The 18,340-nt window shown below is 30.4% G+C and carries 14 protein-coding genes, 2 rRNA genes and 4 pseudogenes; 7 read left to right on the forward strand and 13 right to left on the reverse strand.

Going from position 1 to position 18,340, the window contains the following annotated elements; translation table 11 throughout:
- Positions 1 to 24 precede the first annotated feature (24 nt).
- The 3 genes and pseudogenes from OTBS_RS01560 to OTBS_RS13770 all read right to left on the reverse strand — a co-directional run.
- Complete coding sequence (locus OTBS_RS01560; RefSeq protein WP_011944402.1) at positions 25 to 939, reverse strand: transporter associated domain-containing protein; 915 nt, start codon at positions 937 to 939, stop codon at positions 25 to 27.
- A gap of 12 nt (positions 940 to 951) precedes the next feature.
- Positions 952 to 1,455 (reverse strand): rRNA maturation RNase YbeY, encoded by a 504-nt coding sequence (gene ybeY, locus OTBS_RS01565; protein WP_011944403.1) that lies wholly within the window; start codon positions 1,453 to 1,455, stop codon positions 952 to 954.
- A gap of 350 nt (positions 1,456 to 1,805) precedes the next feature.
- Positions 1,806 to 1,901 (reverse strand): annotated as a pseudogene (locus tag OTBS_RS13770) (IS5/IS1182 family transposase); the annotation flags it as partial.
- Here OTBS_RS13770 and OTBS_RS14840 point away from each other — a divergent pair.
- The gene (locus tag OTBS_RS14840; RefSeq protein ID WP_041621108.1) at positions 1,897 to 2,094 is read left to right on the forward strand and encodes a hypothetical protein; all 198 of its coding nucleotides are present in this window, start codon (positions 1,897 to 1,899) and stop codon (positions 2,092 to 2,094) included. The pseudogene OTBS_RS13770 and the gene OTBS_RS14840 overlap by 5 nt on opposite strands.
- A 797-nt stretch (positions 2,095 to 2,891) precedes the next feature.
- Here the strand turns inward: OTBS_RS14840 and ftsY are convergent.
- Positions 2,892 to 3,830, reverse strand: a complete 939-nt coding sequence (ftsY, locus tag OTBS_RS01575) for a signal recognition particle-docking protein FtsY (RefSeq protein ID WP_011944404.1) — start codon at positions 3,828 to 3,830, stop codon at positions 2,892 to 2,894.
- A 163-nt stretch (positions 3,831 to 3,993) separates the two neighbouring features.
- On the opposite strand from ftsY, the gene OTBS_RS01580 reads away from it, so the two are divergent.
- Entirely contained in the window at positions 3,994 to 4,329 is a 336-nt protein-coding gene (locus OTBS_RS01580; RefSeq protein ID WP_231965474.1) for a DUF2660 domain-containing protein, read from the forward strand.
- A gap of 259 nt (positions 4,330 to 4,588) precedes the next feature.
- Here OTBS_RS01580 and virB9 read toward each other — a convergent pair whose 3' ends face one another.
- From virB9 to OTBS_RS01615, 7 genes are all read right to left on the reverse strand, one after another.
- Positions 4,589 to 5,350: a P-type conjugative transfer protein VirB9 gene (gene virB9, locus OTBS_RS01585; RefSeq protein ID WP_011944406.1), complete on the reverse strand. Its 762-nt coding sequence runs from the start codon at positions 5,348 to 5,350 to the stop codon at positions 4,589 to 4,591.
- Positions 5,340 to 6,035 (reverse strand): virB8 family protein, encoded by a 696-nt coding sequence (locus OTBS_RS01590; RefSeq protein ID WP_041621427.1) that lies wholly within the window; start codon positions 6,033 to 6,035, stop codon positions 5,340 to 5,342. Before OTBS_RS01590 ends, virB9 begins: the two co-directional genes overlap by 11 nt.
- A gap of 230 nt (positions 6,036 to 6,265) precedes the next feature.
- Positions 6,266 to 6,379, reverse strand: a 5S ribosomal RNA gene (rrf, locus tag OTBS_RS01595).
- 136 nt (positions 6,380 to 6,515) lie between these two features.
- Positions 6,516 to 9,331: ribosomal RNA gene (locus tag OTBS_RS01600) — 23S ribosomal RNA — on the reverse strand.
- A 287-nt stretch (positions 9,332 to 9,618) separates the two neighbouring features.
- On the reverse strand, positions 9,619 to 10,521 hold the full coding sequence (gene thyX / locus OTBS_RS01605; protein ID WP_011944408.1) for an FAD-dependent thymidylate synthase: 903 nt from the start codon (positions 10,519 to 10,521) through the stop codon (positions 9,619 to 9,621).
- Between the two features lie 43 nt (positions 10,522 to 10,564).
- On the reverse strand, positions 10,565 to 11,068 hold the full coding sequence (locus tag OTBS_RS01610) for a CinA family protein (protein ID WP_011944409.1): 504 nt from the start codon (positions 11,066 to 11,068) through the stop codon (positions 10,565 to 10,567).
- Positions 11,069 to 11,133: 65 nt separating this feature from the next.
- On the reverse strand, positions 11,134 to 11,718 hold the full coding sequence (locus OTBS_RS01615; protein WP_232488848.1) for a phosphatidylglycerophosphatase A: 585 nt from the start codon (positions 11,716 to 11,718) through the stop codon (positions 11,134 to 11,136).
- Positions 11,719 to 11,876: 158 nt separating this feature from the next.
- Between OTBS_RS01615 and OTBS_RS13775 the strand changes: the two are divergent.
- From OTBS_RS13775 to OTBS_RS01630, 5 genes and pseudogenes are all read left to right on the forward strand, one after another.
- Positions 11,877 to 11,972: pseudogene (locus OTBS_RS13775) on the forward strand (IS5/IS1182 family transposase); the annotation flags it as partial.
- Positions 11,973 to 12,760: 788 nt separating this feature from the next.
- Positions 12,761 to 13,211: pseudogene (locus OTBS_RS17800) on the forward strand (conjugal transfer protein TraD).
- A 97-nt stretch (positions 13,212 to 13,308) separates the two neighbouring features.
- Positions 13,309 to 13,617: a hypothetical protein gene (locus tag OTBS_RS01625; protein ID WP_041621109.1), complete on the forward strand. Its 309-nt coding sequence runs from the start codon at positions 13,309 to 13,311 to the stop codon at positions 13,615 to 13,617.
- Positions 13,618 to 13,658: 41 nt separating this feature from the next.
- A pseudogene (locus OTBS_RS18170) lies at positions 13,659 to 13,754 on the forward strand (IS5/IS1182 family transposase); the annotation flags it as partial.
- A gap of 206 nt (positions 13,755 to 13,960) precedes the next feature.
- On the forward strand, positions 13,961 to 15,007 hold the full coding sequence (locus OTBS_RS01630; protein WP_011944412.1) for an AI-2E family transporter: 1,047 nt from the start codon (positions 13,961 to 13,963) through the stop codon (positions 15,005 to 15,007).
- Between the two features lie 9 nt (positions 15,008 to 15,016).
- Here the strand turns inward: OTBS_RS01630 and hemA are convergent, their stop codons facing one another.
- Both hemA and OTBS_RS01640 read right to left on the reverse strand, forming a co-directional pair.
- A complete protein-coding gene (gene hemA / locus OTBS_RS01635) occupies positions 15,017 to 16,228 on the reverse strand; it encodes a 5-aminolevulinate synthase (protein WP_011944413.1) in 1,212 nt (403 codons plus the stop codon).
- Positions 16,229 to 16,260: 32 nt separating this feature from the next.
- A complete protein-coding gene (locus OTBS_RS01640; RefSeq protein WP_011944414.1) occupies positions 16,261 to 18,315 on the reverse strand; it encodes a S9 family peptidase in 2,055 nt (684 codons plus the stop codon).
- Positions 18,316 to 18,340 lie beyond the last annotated feature (25 nt).

The following is an 18,340-nucleotide window of genomic DNA, read 5'->3' on the forward strand; positions in this document are numbered from 1 at the left end:
TTTGATAAATGTAAACAATAATAACTATAAGATATTAGATTTTTCGTAATCTTGAATAGTCAATTTAATTTGTTTTAATATACGAGGAGTAGCATCAACAATTTCAGCTTGTATATTTTTGTTAATGTTTACAACAAAACCTACAGATGGCATATGTCCTATTCGAGTAAGTACTAGGCCACCAATAGTATTACATTCATCTTCTTCTTGTTTTAATTGAATGCCGATAGCTTTTTCTAATGTTTCAATTCTTACTCTCGCACTTGTAATAATAGTTTGCTGATCAACTACTTGATATATAAATTCTGGCCTTGCATCAAAGTAACTACTATCTTCCTGATCAATGCCATCAAATATTTTTTCTATAATATCTTCAGTAGTTACTATGCCATCTGTTCCACCATATTCATCAACTACTATTGATATATATGTTTTTTTTCTTTGCATAACAGATAGCAAATCTAGTACTTTCATTGATTGAGCAGCAATAATAGGTTGGCGTAAAATGGAATTTAATGTAAAGTTCTTATCATCCAGCAATATAGGCAGTAAATCTCTTATATGTACAAACCCAAGAATAGTATCAAGATTATTCTCATATACTAATATACGAGTATGATAAGTATGAGTAATGATTGATTTTAACTTATCAAGAGTAAGTGGTAGTTTAATTGCTTTAATATCAGATCTAGGTATCATGATCTCTTCTAAGCTTTTGTTATAGCATTTTAGGAAATTGCTGAGTAACATCTGCTCTCTTATAGACATCTTATTACCATTAATTTCAAGGTCCTGAATAATATGATATAATTCCCTATACTTAGCATTATACATAAGCCGAAACCTGCTTAAAATTTGGAAACACCAGTTTTTTAATGCTGTTATATAATAGGCAATAAAGTGCTTTTTTGCCTTTTTATCTAAAGGTTTAAGTTGCATCAGTTATACTTACTAATATGGTGATGCTATACTAAATTTAGCAAGTAAATTAACTTCTAACTCTTCCATAATTATAGCTTCACTGTCGTGTTGATGATCAAACCCTAGTAAATGTAATATTGCATGTATTAGCAAATGAGTAAAATGGTTAATAAAAGTTTTTTGTTGTTCTACTGCTTCTTTAGAAATTGAATTATATCCAAATGCAATGTCTCCTAAATAAATATAGTTATCCTGTATGTCTAAAGTAGATAAATTTTGCCAATCAAGAACTTGATCTGGAAATGATAGAACATTTGTTGGTTTATTAATTTTTCTATGAGTAAAATTTAAGTTCTGCATTTCATGATCATTAGTTAATAAAATTACAACTTCAGCTTGCTGAACTAACTGCAACTTCGCAAAAACGTTATGACATAGAGTTGTTTTTATAATTTTTTTTACATAACATAAGTTAATTTCATTATGATTGTTCCAGATTGGATGTTGTCGAATAAGAGCAGCTTTAATCTTCATATAACTGTTAGTTTTCTAACTATAATAATGCTAACTTAAAATATTAACCATATATTGTCATTCTAATATAAATTAATGAAAATGAAAATAGTTATTTAAATTTTGCTTTTGAAGCTAGAATAAACATTGTATGTTGACAGCATAGCTTAAATTTGGAAAGGTAGTTACAGAATGTAAAATGTAAAAGATAGCATCAAAAAAGTCATGAAATAAGTGAGCTACTTTATGTATTTCATTTTTAACTTTAAACCAATAATATTAACACTTTTTTTATAGAAAAGCACATGTATCTAATTCAACTAATGTTATTAACAGTAATCATTGAGATAATAGACCTCTTTCGAAACTGGTTAAGGTAGTTCAAAATTATAAATGCCAAAGATCAAAATAAATCTAAGAACGAATCTTTTACGTCTATTTCGATATTTGTAAGCAATAATTTTGAACTACCTTAACCAGTTTCGAAAGAGGTCTAATGAAAAAATAAAGAATATTGATAAAATTTTTGATAGTATTATAGATAAGATTAAAAAAATACAACAATATAAAAGAAAATTTAATTATAACACTGCTAATTCAGTAATTATTTGGCTGTCAGTAGCTAATCAAAAATTTAAAGTGCAATTAATAATCATATGAAATATATAACAGCTGTTTTATTATTAAGATTGTTAAATACAGCTATTGTATCAAAAAAATAATCAGCTCATACAACAGAAAATGAATGCAGTATAGAACCATGATAGCAGAAAAAATTTAATATTGAAATTTTAGTTTTTGAGTTAAACAAATATCAAGAAGCAATAGAAAATTTTCATTTAGCTATTCAGTATAAACCTAATTGTGTAGAAGCTTATTATAATAACATAGTTTGTTTACTAGAATTAGAACAATGTAAGGCGGCAATAGAAAATGAACAGATATTAAAAAGTAATCTTGATTGATAAATTTTCAGAATCATGAAAATTTATTTAGAGCATTGCTACTATCCTGCACCAACATTCTTAACTTGCATGTAAGAAGATAGTGACAATGCCTTAAACAATTTGGCTAGGATTAGCGCTATTCTGGATTATATGATTACTATATCAAAAGTTATGCCTAAGTAGTTTTTATTATTTTAAGATTGAGATATATAGCCTAATTCACTAATGTAGTTTTTATAATTTTATTTTTTTCTCTATTATATCTACTGAACTTATGCTATGAGTAAATGAGAAATAATAACTTATGAATATACAAAGTTATTGAGTTGTTTTGATGTAGATAGTGATTTTCTGGTATTAGTTTTGCAGAAGATGCAATAACTCACAATTAAAACTGCAAAAACTAGTGTATTTCACCTAAGTATTCATCTTCAAAAACAAAATAGTATGCAGTTTTTTTTGCAAACAATTACAATTTTTCTTTGTACTTTTGCCAAAAATATCTCTTCTCTACATATTTTTATTCTTTTGTGTAAGCCCTGCTAATATTGCATTTACAAAATCACTAGCATTAAATTCCTTAATATCATCAATTTGTTCCCCTATACCAATAAAATAAATAGGAATTTTAAACTTTTCAGCTATCCCTACAGCCACTCCTGCTTTTGATGTACTATCAAGTTTTGTAATAATTACTCCATCTAATAATACAATATCTTGAAATTGCTCAACTTGAGTAAAGGCATTTTGCCCATTAGTAGCATCTAGAGTAAGTAAAGTATAACATACAGAACTACTATGATACTGATTAATAACCTTTTTGATCTTTTTTAATTGATCCATTAAATTTTTATGATTATGAAGTCTACCAGCTGTATCAATAAACAATATGTTAATTTTATTATCTATTGCCCAACTAACAGCTTGATATGCTACACTTGCAGGATCTGCTCCTGGATTTCCTTTAAATAGATAGCTACCTGACCTATTTGCCCATACTTCTAGCTGCTCTGTTGCTGCAGCCCTAAAAGTATCACAAGCAGCTATAGCTATTTTTTGTCCTTGCAAGTTATAGTAATGTGATAATTTACCAATAGTTGTAGTTTTACCATTACCATTAATTCCACATATAATCATTACATTAAGTACATCTGGCTTAATATGTAGTTCAGGATTTCCGTTTGGAAAAGCAAATTTTATAATTGATTTTGCTAGCTCTGATTTAATATCATCTAACTGAATATTCTTATTAAATTTAATCGTTTTAAAATTTTCGATAATATTATTAGTAGCTGTAACACCAAAATCAGCACTTAATAAAACCTCTTCTAGCTGTTCAATAGATTCTTTGGTTATAGTTTTTTCAGAAAAAAGTTTAGTAATTTGTACTGTAAGCTTATTAGTTGTCTTGCTAACAGCTGCAGTAAGCTTATTAAGCCAGGATGACATAAATTTCATACCTTGTTTTTTATTTTAGAATTTTTATACTATAATATATAAGCTTTTATAAGTATAAATTCAAATGAATCAAGTAAACAACAAAAGAGCAATTTAAACTATGCTTAATCATCTAATTTTATCTATACCTTTAGTTATTATTACGATTGCTATATTGATTTACAAAATACGAAAATCTAAACAAAGCAAAAACAATTATATACAACGAGGAGATGCAATAGCACAAAAGGATTATGCTCAAGCTAGATCTGTAGTGCACAAGCTATCTTTGAAACAGCTAACTGAAATGTCTTGGCAATTTTTATATGATATAACCAAGACAATCTTAAAAAGATTTAGTCGTGAAGATCAGGAGGAGGTCATGAAGATAGGTAGCAAGTTGCATGAAATGGGGGTGAAGTATGAGCATCAAATAACTAATAACATTATCTATCAACCTCATCAGAATATTGCAGTTGAAAAAACTACCAACAGAGGAAAAAGTCATTAAATTTATTACACCAATCTGAAGTTTCACAATCAAGGTAGAATAGCCTTTATAGCTCTTTTTTTCCTATATACAAATAGGACATATATTCTTGTACTTCTTTTGTGTATGCAAAATGCTTTTTTAAAAAAAGACCTCTAAAACGCGATAAAAGGTTATAACATTACCACAACTATAACTGTAACTGTTTTTTTTTACTAAAGTTAATATCTTAACAATTTAAGCTATAATCTCCCAAATAGTTGTTGAGTATTAAAATTAACTACTTTGATAGTAACGCTTCGTTAAATACATATACTACTTTTTTTCCTAATCTTAAAGATAATCTAAGAGATACTTGTTCAACAATCATCAAGTTAGGATTTTTAGTACTTATTCTAAAATTTACAAGCGACTCTTTTTTCCTATCATCTACTATATATACTGTTGGCATTACAACATTTTTATCTCTAAAATATATATAAGTAAAATCTCCATCATCAAAAATTTTTATTGGTGCTATTTCCTGATGCCCACTAATGGTATAGTAAAAATTATAATTTTCCGGGTGAGATAAATCTACTTCTGAAGTTAATGATACTAAATTTGTACTATTACTCTTCTCATTGTCAGGATATAAAAATTTTACATTAAATATCATGTTAGAATCATTAATATTTTGTACTTCCTCAGCATGTAATTCAAAAAAGTAAGTACGTTTGTTAGTAATAAGAAGCATATTAGTAGTAGCATCATCCTTGATAGGTTTTATAAAAATTCTATTACCGAATTCTTGAATAAACCATGCATTTGGATCTCCCATTGATAAATTTACAATTTCTTCACCTTTATCAAGCTCTATACATCCTTGATAGTTATAATACCCAGTAAATTTAAACACATCATTTGGACTATAAGTCATTACTCTTATTCTGCTATCAATAGCTGTAGGCTTAGGTTCCCTAATAGCCATCGCTCTAAACGGCAACATTATAATAGTTAATAATATAATAAAAAAACTAATCTGATTATTGCTATTTCTCATTATTATTCTGTAGTAATGTTATTTTATAATCTGTTACAAAAAATTTAAAAATTGAACCAGATGCAGCATTTAAATTAACTTGATCTGTTTCAAAAATAATGTTTGCTTTCCACTTCATATCTTCAACCATATTACCTTTATCATCTATGGCACATGAGTGAAAATATACAGCTAACTCATCATTATTAAGAAATACTGATGACAAAATCTTAATTTTACGCTTAGCAGTCTTTTGATATCTTAATACAGGAGACTGATAGTTTTGAAGACTCATATAATTAACAAATTGTCTAAATATTCCTCGCGTAGATCTATTCTTGATATATTGAAATTGACTAGCAAGTTGATTGTAGTTATAACTTTCACGTTTTACAACATAGCTTTCAGCTAAAATTTTTACTATAGATTGAAGTGGATTTTTAAGTACTTGATCTGCAGGAGTTATTTTTGCAGCAGCATTAAATTTTTCATCTACTGAAATAATATATTTTAGTGATTGTGTAACAGGCAGCAAGCTATAAACATTAATTATACTCAGTACTATTAATAGCAATAATAACGCTAGTATAATAAATACTACAGACCGATGTAGAAATGGATAAAGATACTTAGCTTTATACCACCTATAAGCATCTTGAAAGTATTTACTATTTTTAATATCAACTGCTATTTCACTATTATCCATTAGCATTATATTTTTAGCTAAATTTTAGCATACTATCATAGATATTTCAAAGTTTAATAACTGATTCGTTAAAAAGAAACATCATTACTACAAAAACTTTAATAGTGTTGCTAATATAATATTAATATAAGGTAAGGTACAATATTTTATTGAATGTTATTTCTAATGCTAGTAGATAAAATTTACCTAAATTAATAAGGATTACAGTAACAAATGAAACTACATATCAAGCCTGGCAGCAACTTACTCTCCCATGTTTAAACACAGTACCATCAGCATTATGAGGTTTAATGATCGAGTTCGGAATGGGATCGTATGTGTCACTCATAATTATAACCACCAAGCCAGACATATAGGCTATAGTTCCTATACTATAGCTTAAAAACAGTTTAAAATAAATAAAGTTACCAATATCGTACTGTACACAAATATATTAACATCAAAAACAACAATAGAATTAGCACTGTATACAATTTCAGAGTAATTAAATCAATCAAGCTATTAGTACCAGTTAGCTCAATACGTCACCGTACTTACACACCTGGCCTATCAACGTGGTAGTCTTCCACAGCTTTAATGGGGAGATCTAGTCTTGAGGCAAGCTTCCTGCTTAGATGCATTCAGCAGTTATCTCTTCCGTACTTAGCTACCCAGCTGTGCCGCTGGCGCGACAACTGGTACACCATAGGTACGTCCACCTCGGTCCTCTCGTACTAAAGGCAGGCCCTCTCAAATCTCCAACACCCACGGCAGATAGGGACCAAACTGTCTCACGACGTTCTAAACCCAGCTCACGTACCACTTTAATCGGCGAACAGCCGAACCTTTGGGACATTCTCCAGCCCCGGGATGTGATGAGCCGACATCGAGGTGCCAAACGATTTCGTCGATATGGGCTCTTGGAAATCATTAGCCTGTTATCCCCGGAGTACCTTTTATTCGTTGAGCGATGGCCCTTCCACTCGGGACCACCGGATCACTATGACCGACTTTCGTCTCTGCTCGTCTTGTCAGACTCGCAGTCAGGCTAGCTTATGCCATTACACTCAACAGTTGATTTCCGACCAACTTGAGCTAACCTTCGCGCGCCTCCGTTACTCTTTGGGAGGCGACCGCCCCAGTCAAACTACCCACCATGCACTGTCTTGATTCCTGATTCAAGGAATTCAGTTAGATATCAAAAATTAAAAGAGTGGTATCTCAAGGATGGCTCCACAATAACTGGCGTCACTGCTTCATAGCCTCCCACCTATCCTGCACATTTAACTTCTAATACCAATACAAAGCTGTAGTAAAGGTTCACGGGGTCTTTCCGTCTAACCGTGGGAACTCCGCATTTTCACGGAGAATTCAATTTCACTGAGTCGATACTGGAGACAGCGGGGAAGTCGTTACGCCATTCGTGCAGGTCGGAACTTACCCGACAAGGAATTTCGCTACCTTAGGACCGTCATAGTTACGGCCGCCGTTCACTGGGACTTCAATTCAGAGCTTGCACTCCTCCTTTTAATCTTCCAGCACCGGGCAGGCGTCAGACCCTATACCTCGTCTATTGACTTTGCAGAGTCCTGTGTTTTTATTAAACAGTCGCTACCCCCTAGCCTGTGCCACCTATAATTGGTTGCCCATATATAGGTCATCCTTCTTCCAAAGTTACGGATGCAATTTGCCTAGTTCCTTCAGCATCGTTCTCTCAAGCGCCTTGGTATACTCTACCTATCTACCTGTGTCGGTTTCCGGTACGGTCTTAAATAAGAGTGCTATTTCCTGGAAAATATTAACTGCATAGACAATCCATTAAGCCTATACAATGTCTTACTTTCGTCACATCTCTTAGGTTCAGGAATATTAACCTGATTCCCATCAGCTACGCCTTTCAGCCTCACCTTAGGAGCCGACTAACCCTGCGCAGATTAGCTTTACGCAGGAAACCTTAGATTTTCGGCGAAAATGTTTCTCACATTTTTTATCGTTACTCATGTCAGCATTCTCACTTCCGATACCTCCAGCAGACCTCACGGTCTACCTTCACAGGCTTACGGAACGCTCCGCTACCACTTAATACCATTACAATATTAAGTTCGTATCTTCGGTACATAGCTTTAGCCCCGCTACATTGTTGGCGCAAAAAAACTTATCTAGACTAGTGAGCTATTACGCTTTCTTTAAAAGATGGCTGCTTCTAAGCCAACTTCCTAGTTGTTTTGGTCTTTTCACATCCTTTCACACTTAGCTATGATTTGGGGACCTTAGATGACGATCTGGGCTGTTTCCCTCTCGACTATGAACCTTAGCGCCCACAGTCTGTCTGTTATGCTATACTTTATTGACATTCGGAGTTTGATTAAGTTTGGTAAGCCTGTATGACCCCCTAGCTTATTCAGTGCTCTACCTTCAATAACAACCACATAACGCTCTACCTAAATAGATTTCGCGGAGAACCAGATATATCCGAGTTTGATTAGCCTTTCACCCCTAGCCACAGCTCATCCCATAATTTTTCAACATTAACGGGTTCGGCCCTCCAGTAAATATTACTTTACCTTCAGCCTGGCCATGGCTAGATCACTCGGTTTCGGGTCTAATTCATTAAACTTAATCGCCCTATTCAGACTCGCTTTCGCTACGCCTACACTTAACAGCTTAAGCTTGCTTAATAAATTAACTCGCTGACTCATTATACAAAAGGTACGCCGTCACAAGATACAGTATATAACCATATAATATAATTGATTGCTCAACTAAAACCATACTATCATTAACATAACCTGCTCCGACTGGTTGTAGGCATTTGGTTTCAGATCTATTTCACTCCCCTAACCGGGGTTCTTTTCACCTTTCCTTCACAGTACTAGTACACTATCGGTCGCTAGAGAGTACTTAGGCTTGGAGGGTGGTCCCCCCATCTTCAAACAAGATTTCACGTGTCTCGCCTTACTCAAGAGTATTAAAAATTTTTACCTATACGGGGCTATCACCCTATATTGCTAATCTTTCCATATTATTCTAGTTATTTTTCTAATACTACTGGCCTGGTCCGCTTTCGCTCGTCACTACTAACGGAGTCTCAATTGATGTCCTTTCCTCCAGCTACTAAGATATTTCAATTCGCTGGGTTTGCTTTATATAACTATTTTATTCATTATATAATACTTGATAAATCAAGTGGGTTCCCCCATTCGGAAATCTCCGGATCAAAGCTCATTCGCAGCTCCCCGAAGCTTATCGCAGCGTATTACGTCCTTCATCGCCTTCTAGCGCCAAGGCATCCACCGAATGCCCTTTTGTTATTAATTACTTGAAATTACTTGATTGCATACAGAACTAATTCTAAAAATTGTTTTGTATCTAACAGTAAATTTTTTTTGTGTTAGTTATTTATATTGGATAACTTTATTTACTTATTAAACAGCTACAAGATATAAAGATACTTTATTACTTGCTTCTTCACACAGTTATATAGTTTTTTTGTTTTATGTCAAGAAGTATTCTTATTTTTATAATGTTTTTTCTCACTATTCACATTTAAAATTCAATTTAATCTATAAAAACAGCATTTATTAATTCCATATTCAATAATACATTAACTATCTCCATTAACTATCTCCATTAACTCTTCCCATTCTCTTTTTGAAAGGTTACTATCCTCCATACTAACCTTTTCACCTTTTATCATTTTTCTAACTACTGCCAAGCCTCCCTTTGATATTAATGCTGAATGCAATATATAATCTTCAAATGCCTCAAAACTATAAGGAACCCAAAGCTTTACTATATCAATCATCTTTTTTGCATAAGCTCTAATTTCATATTGAGAATGTTTACTTCCTCTTAAGGATAGAAAATGTAATAAATTATGTAAGTTCACTTTCCAATACCACTCAGTATAATAATTTAGAGGCAGATTAATTCTAGCCAACTCTCTTGCAATCCCTACGTTTTCAGAATTTACTATATGCCCTTCACTATCTTCATTAAGCATTTCTTCATAGTGTTGATAACATCTTTCAGCATCGCTCTTTAATATTTCTAAAACTCTCATTGACCACTGCTCAGATATTACCTCTTCTGACCTACCCTGCTTATTAGTTTTTGACTGAGGAGTTATATCCTCATTTCTTGGCAAATAAAACTCTTTCGCTAAAATAGAGTAACGAGCTGAATATTCATTAATACTTGCTGTACGATGTCTGATCCATTGACGTGCTACAAAAATTGGCAGTTTAATATGAAACTTTATATCACACATCTCAAATGGTGTTGTATGTCTGTGTCGCATTAAATATCTTATCAATCCTCTATCTTGAGAAAGTTGCTTCGTTCCACGACCATAAGAGACTCTAGCAGCTTGTACTACTGAAAAATCATCTCCCATATAATCTACAACTCTTATAAATCCATGGTCTAATACTTTTATTTCATTGTATAATATTTCTTCTAAAGCATTAACACTACTTCTCTTAGTAGTACTTTTTTTCAATTCCATTAAATTTATATCCTATTAGTTTAAATTACTTAATTATTAAAGATTATTGTAGTATATTACATACATAATCTCCCAGTAACTCTATAGCATACTGGCACGCTTGACTACGAACTTGATGTCTATCTCCATTAAAATTTTTTTTGTAGCTTTTAGAATTAGTCCCACATATTCCAAAATAAACTAGCCCTCCTTGCTTTTGTTCTGGTATACTGGAAGAATCAGCATTACCAGTAATTGACAAAGCAATATCACTTTTAGTAACTATTTTACAATTCTCAGCCATAGCAATAGCACATTCAGCTGATACTGAACCATAAATTGATAGAATATGTTGTGGTAATCCTAGCAATTTTACTTTAGATACATTAGAATATACTATGAAGCCAGAATGAAAAATCTTTGAAGCGCCAGAAATTGAAGTAATATAAGCAGCAAGCATTCCACCAGTACAAGATTCAGCAGTTGATATCAATAAGTTGTTGTTTCTTGTAATTAATAAGTCATATATTTCTCTAACTTGAGCAATTACTGCATCATCCAACTGCATAAATTATAAATTTATTTTTAATTCTATAAAACAAAAGTAAAATATTGATTATCGACTAGTATCATCTAGAATTTGATAAAAATGTATACCATTATCGCAGCCATTAATCCAGCAATAATATCATCTAACATTACTCCTATTCCATTTTTAAGATTCTGATCTATAAAACCTACAGGCCATGGTTTAACTATATCACACAATCTAAAAAATAATAAGGACAATATCAATAAAACCACTAGATTATAATTCTTAAATTCCTTAACATAATTTATATCACATATACTGCAATAATTGTTTACAGAAACTACAGTGCATCTCAGTAACTCTACTAAAAACATTAGCACTGAATTGGCATTAATATGATTTATTAACTGCATTACAAGTATAATAGTCAGTATTTGCCCAGCTACTTCATCAATAATAATTTCCCCAGGATCATGTATCCCATAGTATCCAATATATATTTTGCAAAAAAAACTACCAACAATAAATAATACAACTGCAATAGCAAGTAATGTTATATTAAATTGATAAAATTCGTATACAGGTAAATATCTATATACTAATAAACTTAATGGAAAAGCTACTATCGAACCTAATGTACCTGGAGCAAACTTAACCTTTCCTAAATAAAAAAAAGTTACTACCAATTCTGCAATTTTAATCATATATAGTTTTTATTCATCCAAAAAGTATTTATTATTCATGCTTTAGCTCTAAAATCAAAATCTAAATTCACAACACCTTCCTTAAAAATCTTATATGACAAAAAGATATAATAGACCTCTTTCGAAACTGGTTAATGTAGTTCAAAATTATTGATGATAAATATAGAAATAGACGTAAAAGATTCGGTTTTAGATTTAATTTGATCTCTGGCATTTATAATTTTGAACTACATTAACCAGTTTCGAAAGAAGTCTATTATATATTATATATTTAGATCTTGATTTTTGCTTGTGTTTTTTTTATTATATACAGGATTTTTATCTAATAATCCACAGTCTATAGCCTTATTGAATATAGGACTTAACAGTTTTAGAATATTGTTTGCTGTTACATAGTGCTTTCTTTCTGTTTTATTTAATCAAAAATTTTCTGAGTATCTTCTCTGATAATCTATGATATCTTTTTATTGTATAAAGATGCTGCATACTTCTTTACTCTAAGAAATATTTTTAAGCAACATTATCAACTGAATGCTACTCTAACCTTATCAACTATAAATTCAAGTTGTTGGATTAAAAATTAGCACTCCAATTAGCCAAATGTTATACATAAATTTGCGCTATATTTTCACAATTAACATCAAGATATTATTGTCATATGACAAATAATATTAATACAGCTACAGTTAAATTTCGTGTATCAACTTAAACGAGAATAAACTAAATAGCAGCTTTTATAAAGCGTATAAGGCTCATAATAACTCTTACTCTAACTTATTTCTTCTAGTTAGTTAAATCATCTTGAACATGAAATGTACTATCACAGTACTGTTCTTATGGATGGAAAGCGCTATCTAGCTTACCTGCCAGCTTAAGCTTATTCTTTAATGAAGCTTCTAACTTTGAATTCACGTTTTTTTGACTATAATTATTTGATGCTGGTTTGGTAGGTGCGTTTTTTTCTTTACGTGATTTTATTTTGATATATTTTTCCTAATTTTTTTTATCTTTCTGAATTACTAACATTGCAAATCTTATGCAGCAAAAAATTACTTTCCAACAAAAAAGCTAAGATAATCATGGATGAAGTTAACCTCAAAATTAAAGACCGTAAAATGCGTACTCGACGTTTTATTGAAATTGGAGGATTAGTTGCTAATGTTAAGCTTGATCAGTTACCAACAAATACTTTATTTGGTGCAATTGTTTCACTAAAAAAAACTTTAACGTAACATCCAAATGTTCAAGATTATTGGACTATGGTTGGTAAAGATATTTTTGATAAAGAACAGCAAAATAAAGCTGCATTGATTTTAAAATTTTCCTCTGAACTAGATTAAAACACCGTCACATTCGCCTTCATGGCTTAAAATGGAATAGTTTTCGTCAAGAATAGCGCGCAGTTATGTTAAGGATATTGAGGCTTAAAGCATAGCCTTCTTAATATTCAGTATAAACTAGAGCTTATATCTTAGTTTTTTAATACCTATACAACAAATACAGCTTGATAATTCAGCTAATGTAATTTATAAATCAGGAATGTAATACAATTTTTAAATATATAGGGTGGTTATGCGAATCAGTGATACTAGTGATTCTATCCAAATCTTGCCTAACAGCAATAATTTAGCTGAATTAACAAATTTAGTTTACAGTTATATATTTAACTATAGCAAACGAAATGTATATACACTAATAAATTTTGATTGTAATATACTAAGATCAATAGTAGATAAGCATTATATATTATCATCTATATGCCAAAGTAATAAAACTAACTTAACTATTGTATATAATAATCAGAATAAAGGGTTACAGGAACAATTAGATAGCTTAACTCAACAATGTTGCAACAATCTGATAGTAGAATTAATTTTTTAGATGGTGATATATTAGGCCTCTTTCGAAACTGGTTAAAGTAGTTCAAAATTATTGCCGATAAATATCGAAATAGACGTAAAAGATTCGGTCTTAGATTTAATTTGATCTCTGGCATTTATAATTTTGAACTACTTTAACCAGTTTCGAAAGAGGTCTAATAAAATTAAACTATCAAAAATCAATTAATCTTGATAGTATCAAGATTAATTCCATTAATTTTATTAATTTGCTATAGTATTACCTTGTAATTAAAAATGCATTTCATTCATGGTAAAATTTTTCTTAAACTATATTCCTCATTTTACAATTCAATATTACTTAATTAACTGAAGATCATTGTTATATGATAGTAAAAACAAATAACTACATACTGTATTTTATAATTACAGCAATAATATTATCGTTATGTTATTTTTTAATTAATATAGCTACTCCATTTTTAGCAGCTGCAGTTTTAGCTTATATACTAAACCCAATAGTAGAAATATTACAAATAAAACTTAAATTATCACGAAACTTAATAGTATCCATAGTATTTGTAGTATTTTTAACTATTCTAATTGTAGCAGCACTATTACTAATGCCAATTATCTATAAACAAGCAGCACTATTAGTTGCCAATATTCCAGCATATAGAGCAACCATACAAAGCTTTATAGAATCTAATAACAGTATTAACAATCTTGACCTTAATCATAATATTAAACACATACTTACTGAAATAATAAATAGTTGGATTCTGATAATAACTCATATTTTAAATCACGCTTGGCAATATACCATTACTACCATACATAGCGTTGTTACAGCAGCATTTACTGGTATATTACTATTTTATTTTCTCAGAGACTGGAAGCTAATTATCAATAGCTGCAAGTCTATACTTCCTCAGCAAAGCCTTTCATATATTAATAAAATAGTTAATAGCATAAATACTTCGTTATTAGCATATGCTCAGGGACAACTAAATACTTGTCTAATATTATCAATTTTTTATAGCATCTCACTATTATTAATTAATTTAGATTTTTCTTTAACTATAGGATTATTTTCTGGTACTATAATTATAATACCTTTAATTGGAACAATAATCTCAACAAGCATAGCATTAATAACATGTTTTTCTCAATTTGGTTTATCGTTCAAGTTACTTTATGTAATTATGATTTATATCATCAGTCACATTTTAGAAAGTCACTTTCTTACTCCTAAACTTATAGGCAGCAAAGTTGGCTTACACCCTATATGGATATATTTTTCAGTATTAACCTGTAGCTATTATTTAGGATTTACAGGAATATTTTTGGCTATTCCGTTGGCTATTATAATCAAAATTATATGTCAAACAATAATAGATACTTATAAGTTAAATAACTTCAATTATAAATAAAAAGCTATATCATCTCAATGCTGCATATATGTTAAGATTTAATAATATCTGTTTTAAAGCTACTGTTAAATTATGTATCATTCCGTCAGTATGAAATGGAGTAGGAGTAATTCTCAATCTTTCTGTACCTCTTGGCACTGTTGGAAAGTTAATAGCTTGAATGTATATATTATACTCTTCTAATAAGATTTGAGCAACTCTTTGCGTTAACACTGGCTCACCAATAACTATAGCTATAATATGACTATTATTAGTCAAATATCTTATTCCAGCACTTGTTAGACTATCCTTTAACTTAGCTACAGTTTCTTGAAGTTTAAGCCTTTCTTTATTAGACTTCATTAAATATTTTATACTAGTCATAGCTGCACAACTAATTACTGGAGGTAAAGCCGTTGTAAAAATAAACCCTGATGCTGTTGACCTAATAGCATCAATGATATTACTATTGGCTGCAATATATCCTCCAATTGCTCCATAAGCTTTAGCCAAATTACCTTGTATAATATCAACCTGGTTAAATAAACCAGTTAATGTACATATCCCAGAACCATCATCTCCATACAATCCAACGCTATGCACTTCATCAATATATGTTAATGCATTATACATCTTAGCTAAATTACAAATCTCTTTTACGGCGGCAATAGTTCCACTCATAGAATAAATCGCTTCAAATACAATAATTTTTGGCTGATTTATTGGTATAGATGATAAAATTTGTTGTAAAGATTGCATATTATTATGGAAATAAATATGTTTTTCTGCTCTTGAATTTCTAATACCTGCAATTATGGATGCATGATTATATTCATCAGAAATAAATACCAATCCAGGAATAATTTTAGCTAGAGTTTGTAAAGTAGTATCGTTTGCAACATACCCAGAAGTAAATACTAAAGCTTTCTGTTTTTTATGTAATATCGCTAATAACTCTTCAAGCTCAACTATAGCACTATTATTACCACCAATATTTCTAGTTCCACCAGATCCTACTCCCATTTGTTTTACTGCTAAAACTGCTGATGATAAAACTTCAGGATGAAAACTCATTCCTAAATAGTCATTAGTACACCATATTAGAACTTTTTTCCCTGTTTGTGCGCAAATATTATAAGGAAACCACTTAGTAGATTTTTTAATACAAGTAAATTTTCTATATCTTCCTTCTAATTTTATGCTATGTAAATGATTATCAAAAAAATTATTATAACTTAGCATCTTATATTAAATAAATTGCATCTTCTAATTTGCTATAACAAACTTAAAATAAAGCAATAATCTTGTGCTTGTTCTTTTAAATAAGCAAAACGATCACTAGGCCCACTATGACCTAAATTCATATTAGTTTTAAAAATTAGCTTATTGCTATCAGTTTTTAATGAGCGCAATTTAGCAACCCATTTTGCTGCTTCCCAATAACCAACTCTTAAATCACTTAGGCCAACAGTAACATATATATGTGGATAATGCTGAGCCTTTATATTGTCATAAGGTGAGTATGATTTAATATAATCAAAATATTCTTGCTTTTGTGGATCACCCCATTCATCATATTCACCAGGAGTTAGTGGCAGTGAAGAATCAAGCATAGTATTTAACACATCTACAAATGGTACATGTAAAATTGCTGCTTTATACAATTCAGAATTAGTATTAATAACAGTTCCTATTAATAAACCCCCAGCACTACCTCCACCAATTATAATATTACATTTGCTAGTATAATTATTTTCAATTAAATATTTACTACAACAGATAAAATCTTCAAAGGTGTTCTTTTTTGTTAAAAATTTAGCCTGTGTATACCAACTATATCCTAAATCATCTCCTCCCCTAATATGAGCTAGAGCATAAACAATACCACGATCTACTAATGAAAATATATTACTGTTAAATGAAGGATTTAGAGATATGCCATATGAACCATATCCATATAAAAACATTGGATTGGAACCATCATGCTTAAATTTAGACTTTTTATAAATTAGAGAAATTGGTATCAAAGTACCATTATTATTAGCATGTACTCTTTCAACTTGATACTCTTCAGAATTAAATTTTCCAAGAACCTCATTTTTTTTTAAGATATTTAGCTTACCTAAAACTAGATCATATTGATAAACTATTTTAGGCTGTCTTAGAGAAGAATATTCAACCCTAATATCATCCTCATCAAAATTACTAGTATAAGCTATAGCTGAAAAAGCTGCTTCATCAAAGTTTAAAGTTTTAATTTCATTATTTATAAAGTTTAATATTTTAATTGCGCTAAGACCATTGACTTTATATGTAATAATTAAACAACTCTTAGAGACATCAAATGATTTTAAATATTCATTCTCATTAAATTCAAGAAAAGTTTTCCAATATCTTTGACTAGGATTCTCTACTTTAGTCACTACAAGCCTAAAATTTTCATTTATATCGTTAGTTAAAATAAAAAACTCTCCATTATAATGCTCCACATCATATATTACTTTAGGCATACGGGGCTGAATTATATAAGGAACTAGGCTTGTATTTTCAGTACTAACAAAATAATATTCATTATTATCATGACCTGATGATTCAATAAAGAGATATTTAGCATCACTAGATTTTTGAATAATAAGATTATATAAAGCATTACCTTCCTCGAAAATCAGTTGATCATCTTCTGTGTTACAATTAAGTTTATGAAAGAACACTTTATCTGAACGCCAATATTCATTTGTTTTAGTATAGAAAAAACCACAAATAGCTTCATGCCATACTATGCCTCCAATAACTTGAGTTATTTCATCTGCTAAATAAGTATTAGTCTTAAGATCAAGCACTCTAATCTTATAGCGCTCACTACCATCATAATCAACTGAATAAGCAACATAATTATTATCTGATGATACACTAAAAGTACCAACTGATACAAATGAGCAATGCTCAGCTAATTCATTTACATCTAATATTATTTCTTCCTGAGCATTAATACTACCATATTTTCGACAAAAAATTTGATATGCTTTCTCAGCTTCTGTTCTGATATAATAAAAATAATTTTTCTTTTTGGTATATGCTGACTGATCAGTTAGTTTTATTCTAGACTTCAACTCCTCATATATTTCAGTAATCATTGGCTGATATTTACTAAAATATGCATCAGCATAATTATTCTCAGACTCAAGGTAAGCTAATATTGACTTATCTTTTACCTGTTTTGGCCATTTACGATCCCTAAGCCATGCAAAATCATCACTGATTTTATTATTATTTACAGTAAAACTATATGGTACTTTCTTTGCTATTGGGTGAGCTATAGAAGTTGACATCGCTGTGTAATATGTATTAACAAAA

The sequence above is a fragment of the Orientia tsutsugamushi str. Boryong genome (assembly GCF_000063545.1).
In the GTDB taxonomy this organism is placed as follows: Bacteria; Pseudomonadota; Alphaproteobacteria; order Rickettsiales; family Rickettsiaceae; genus Orientia; species Orientia tsutsugamushi_C.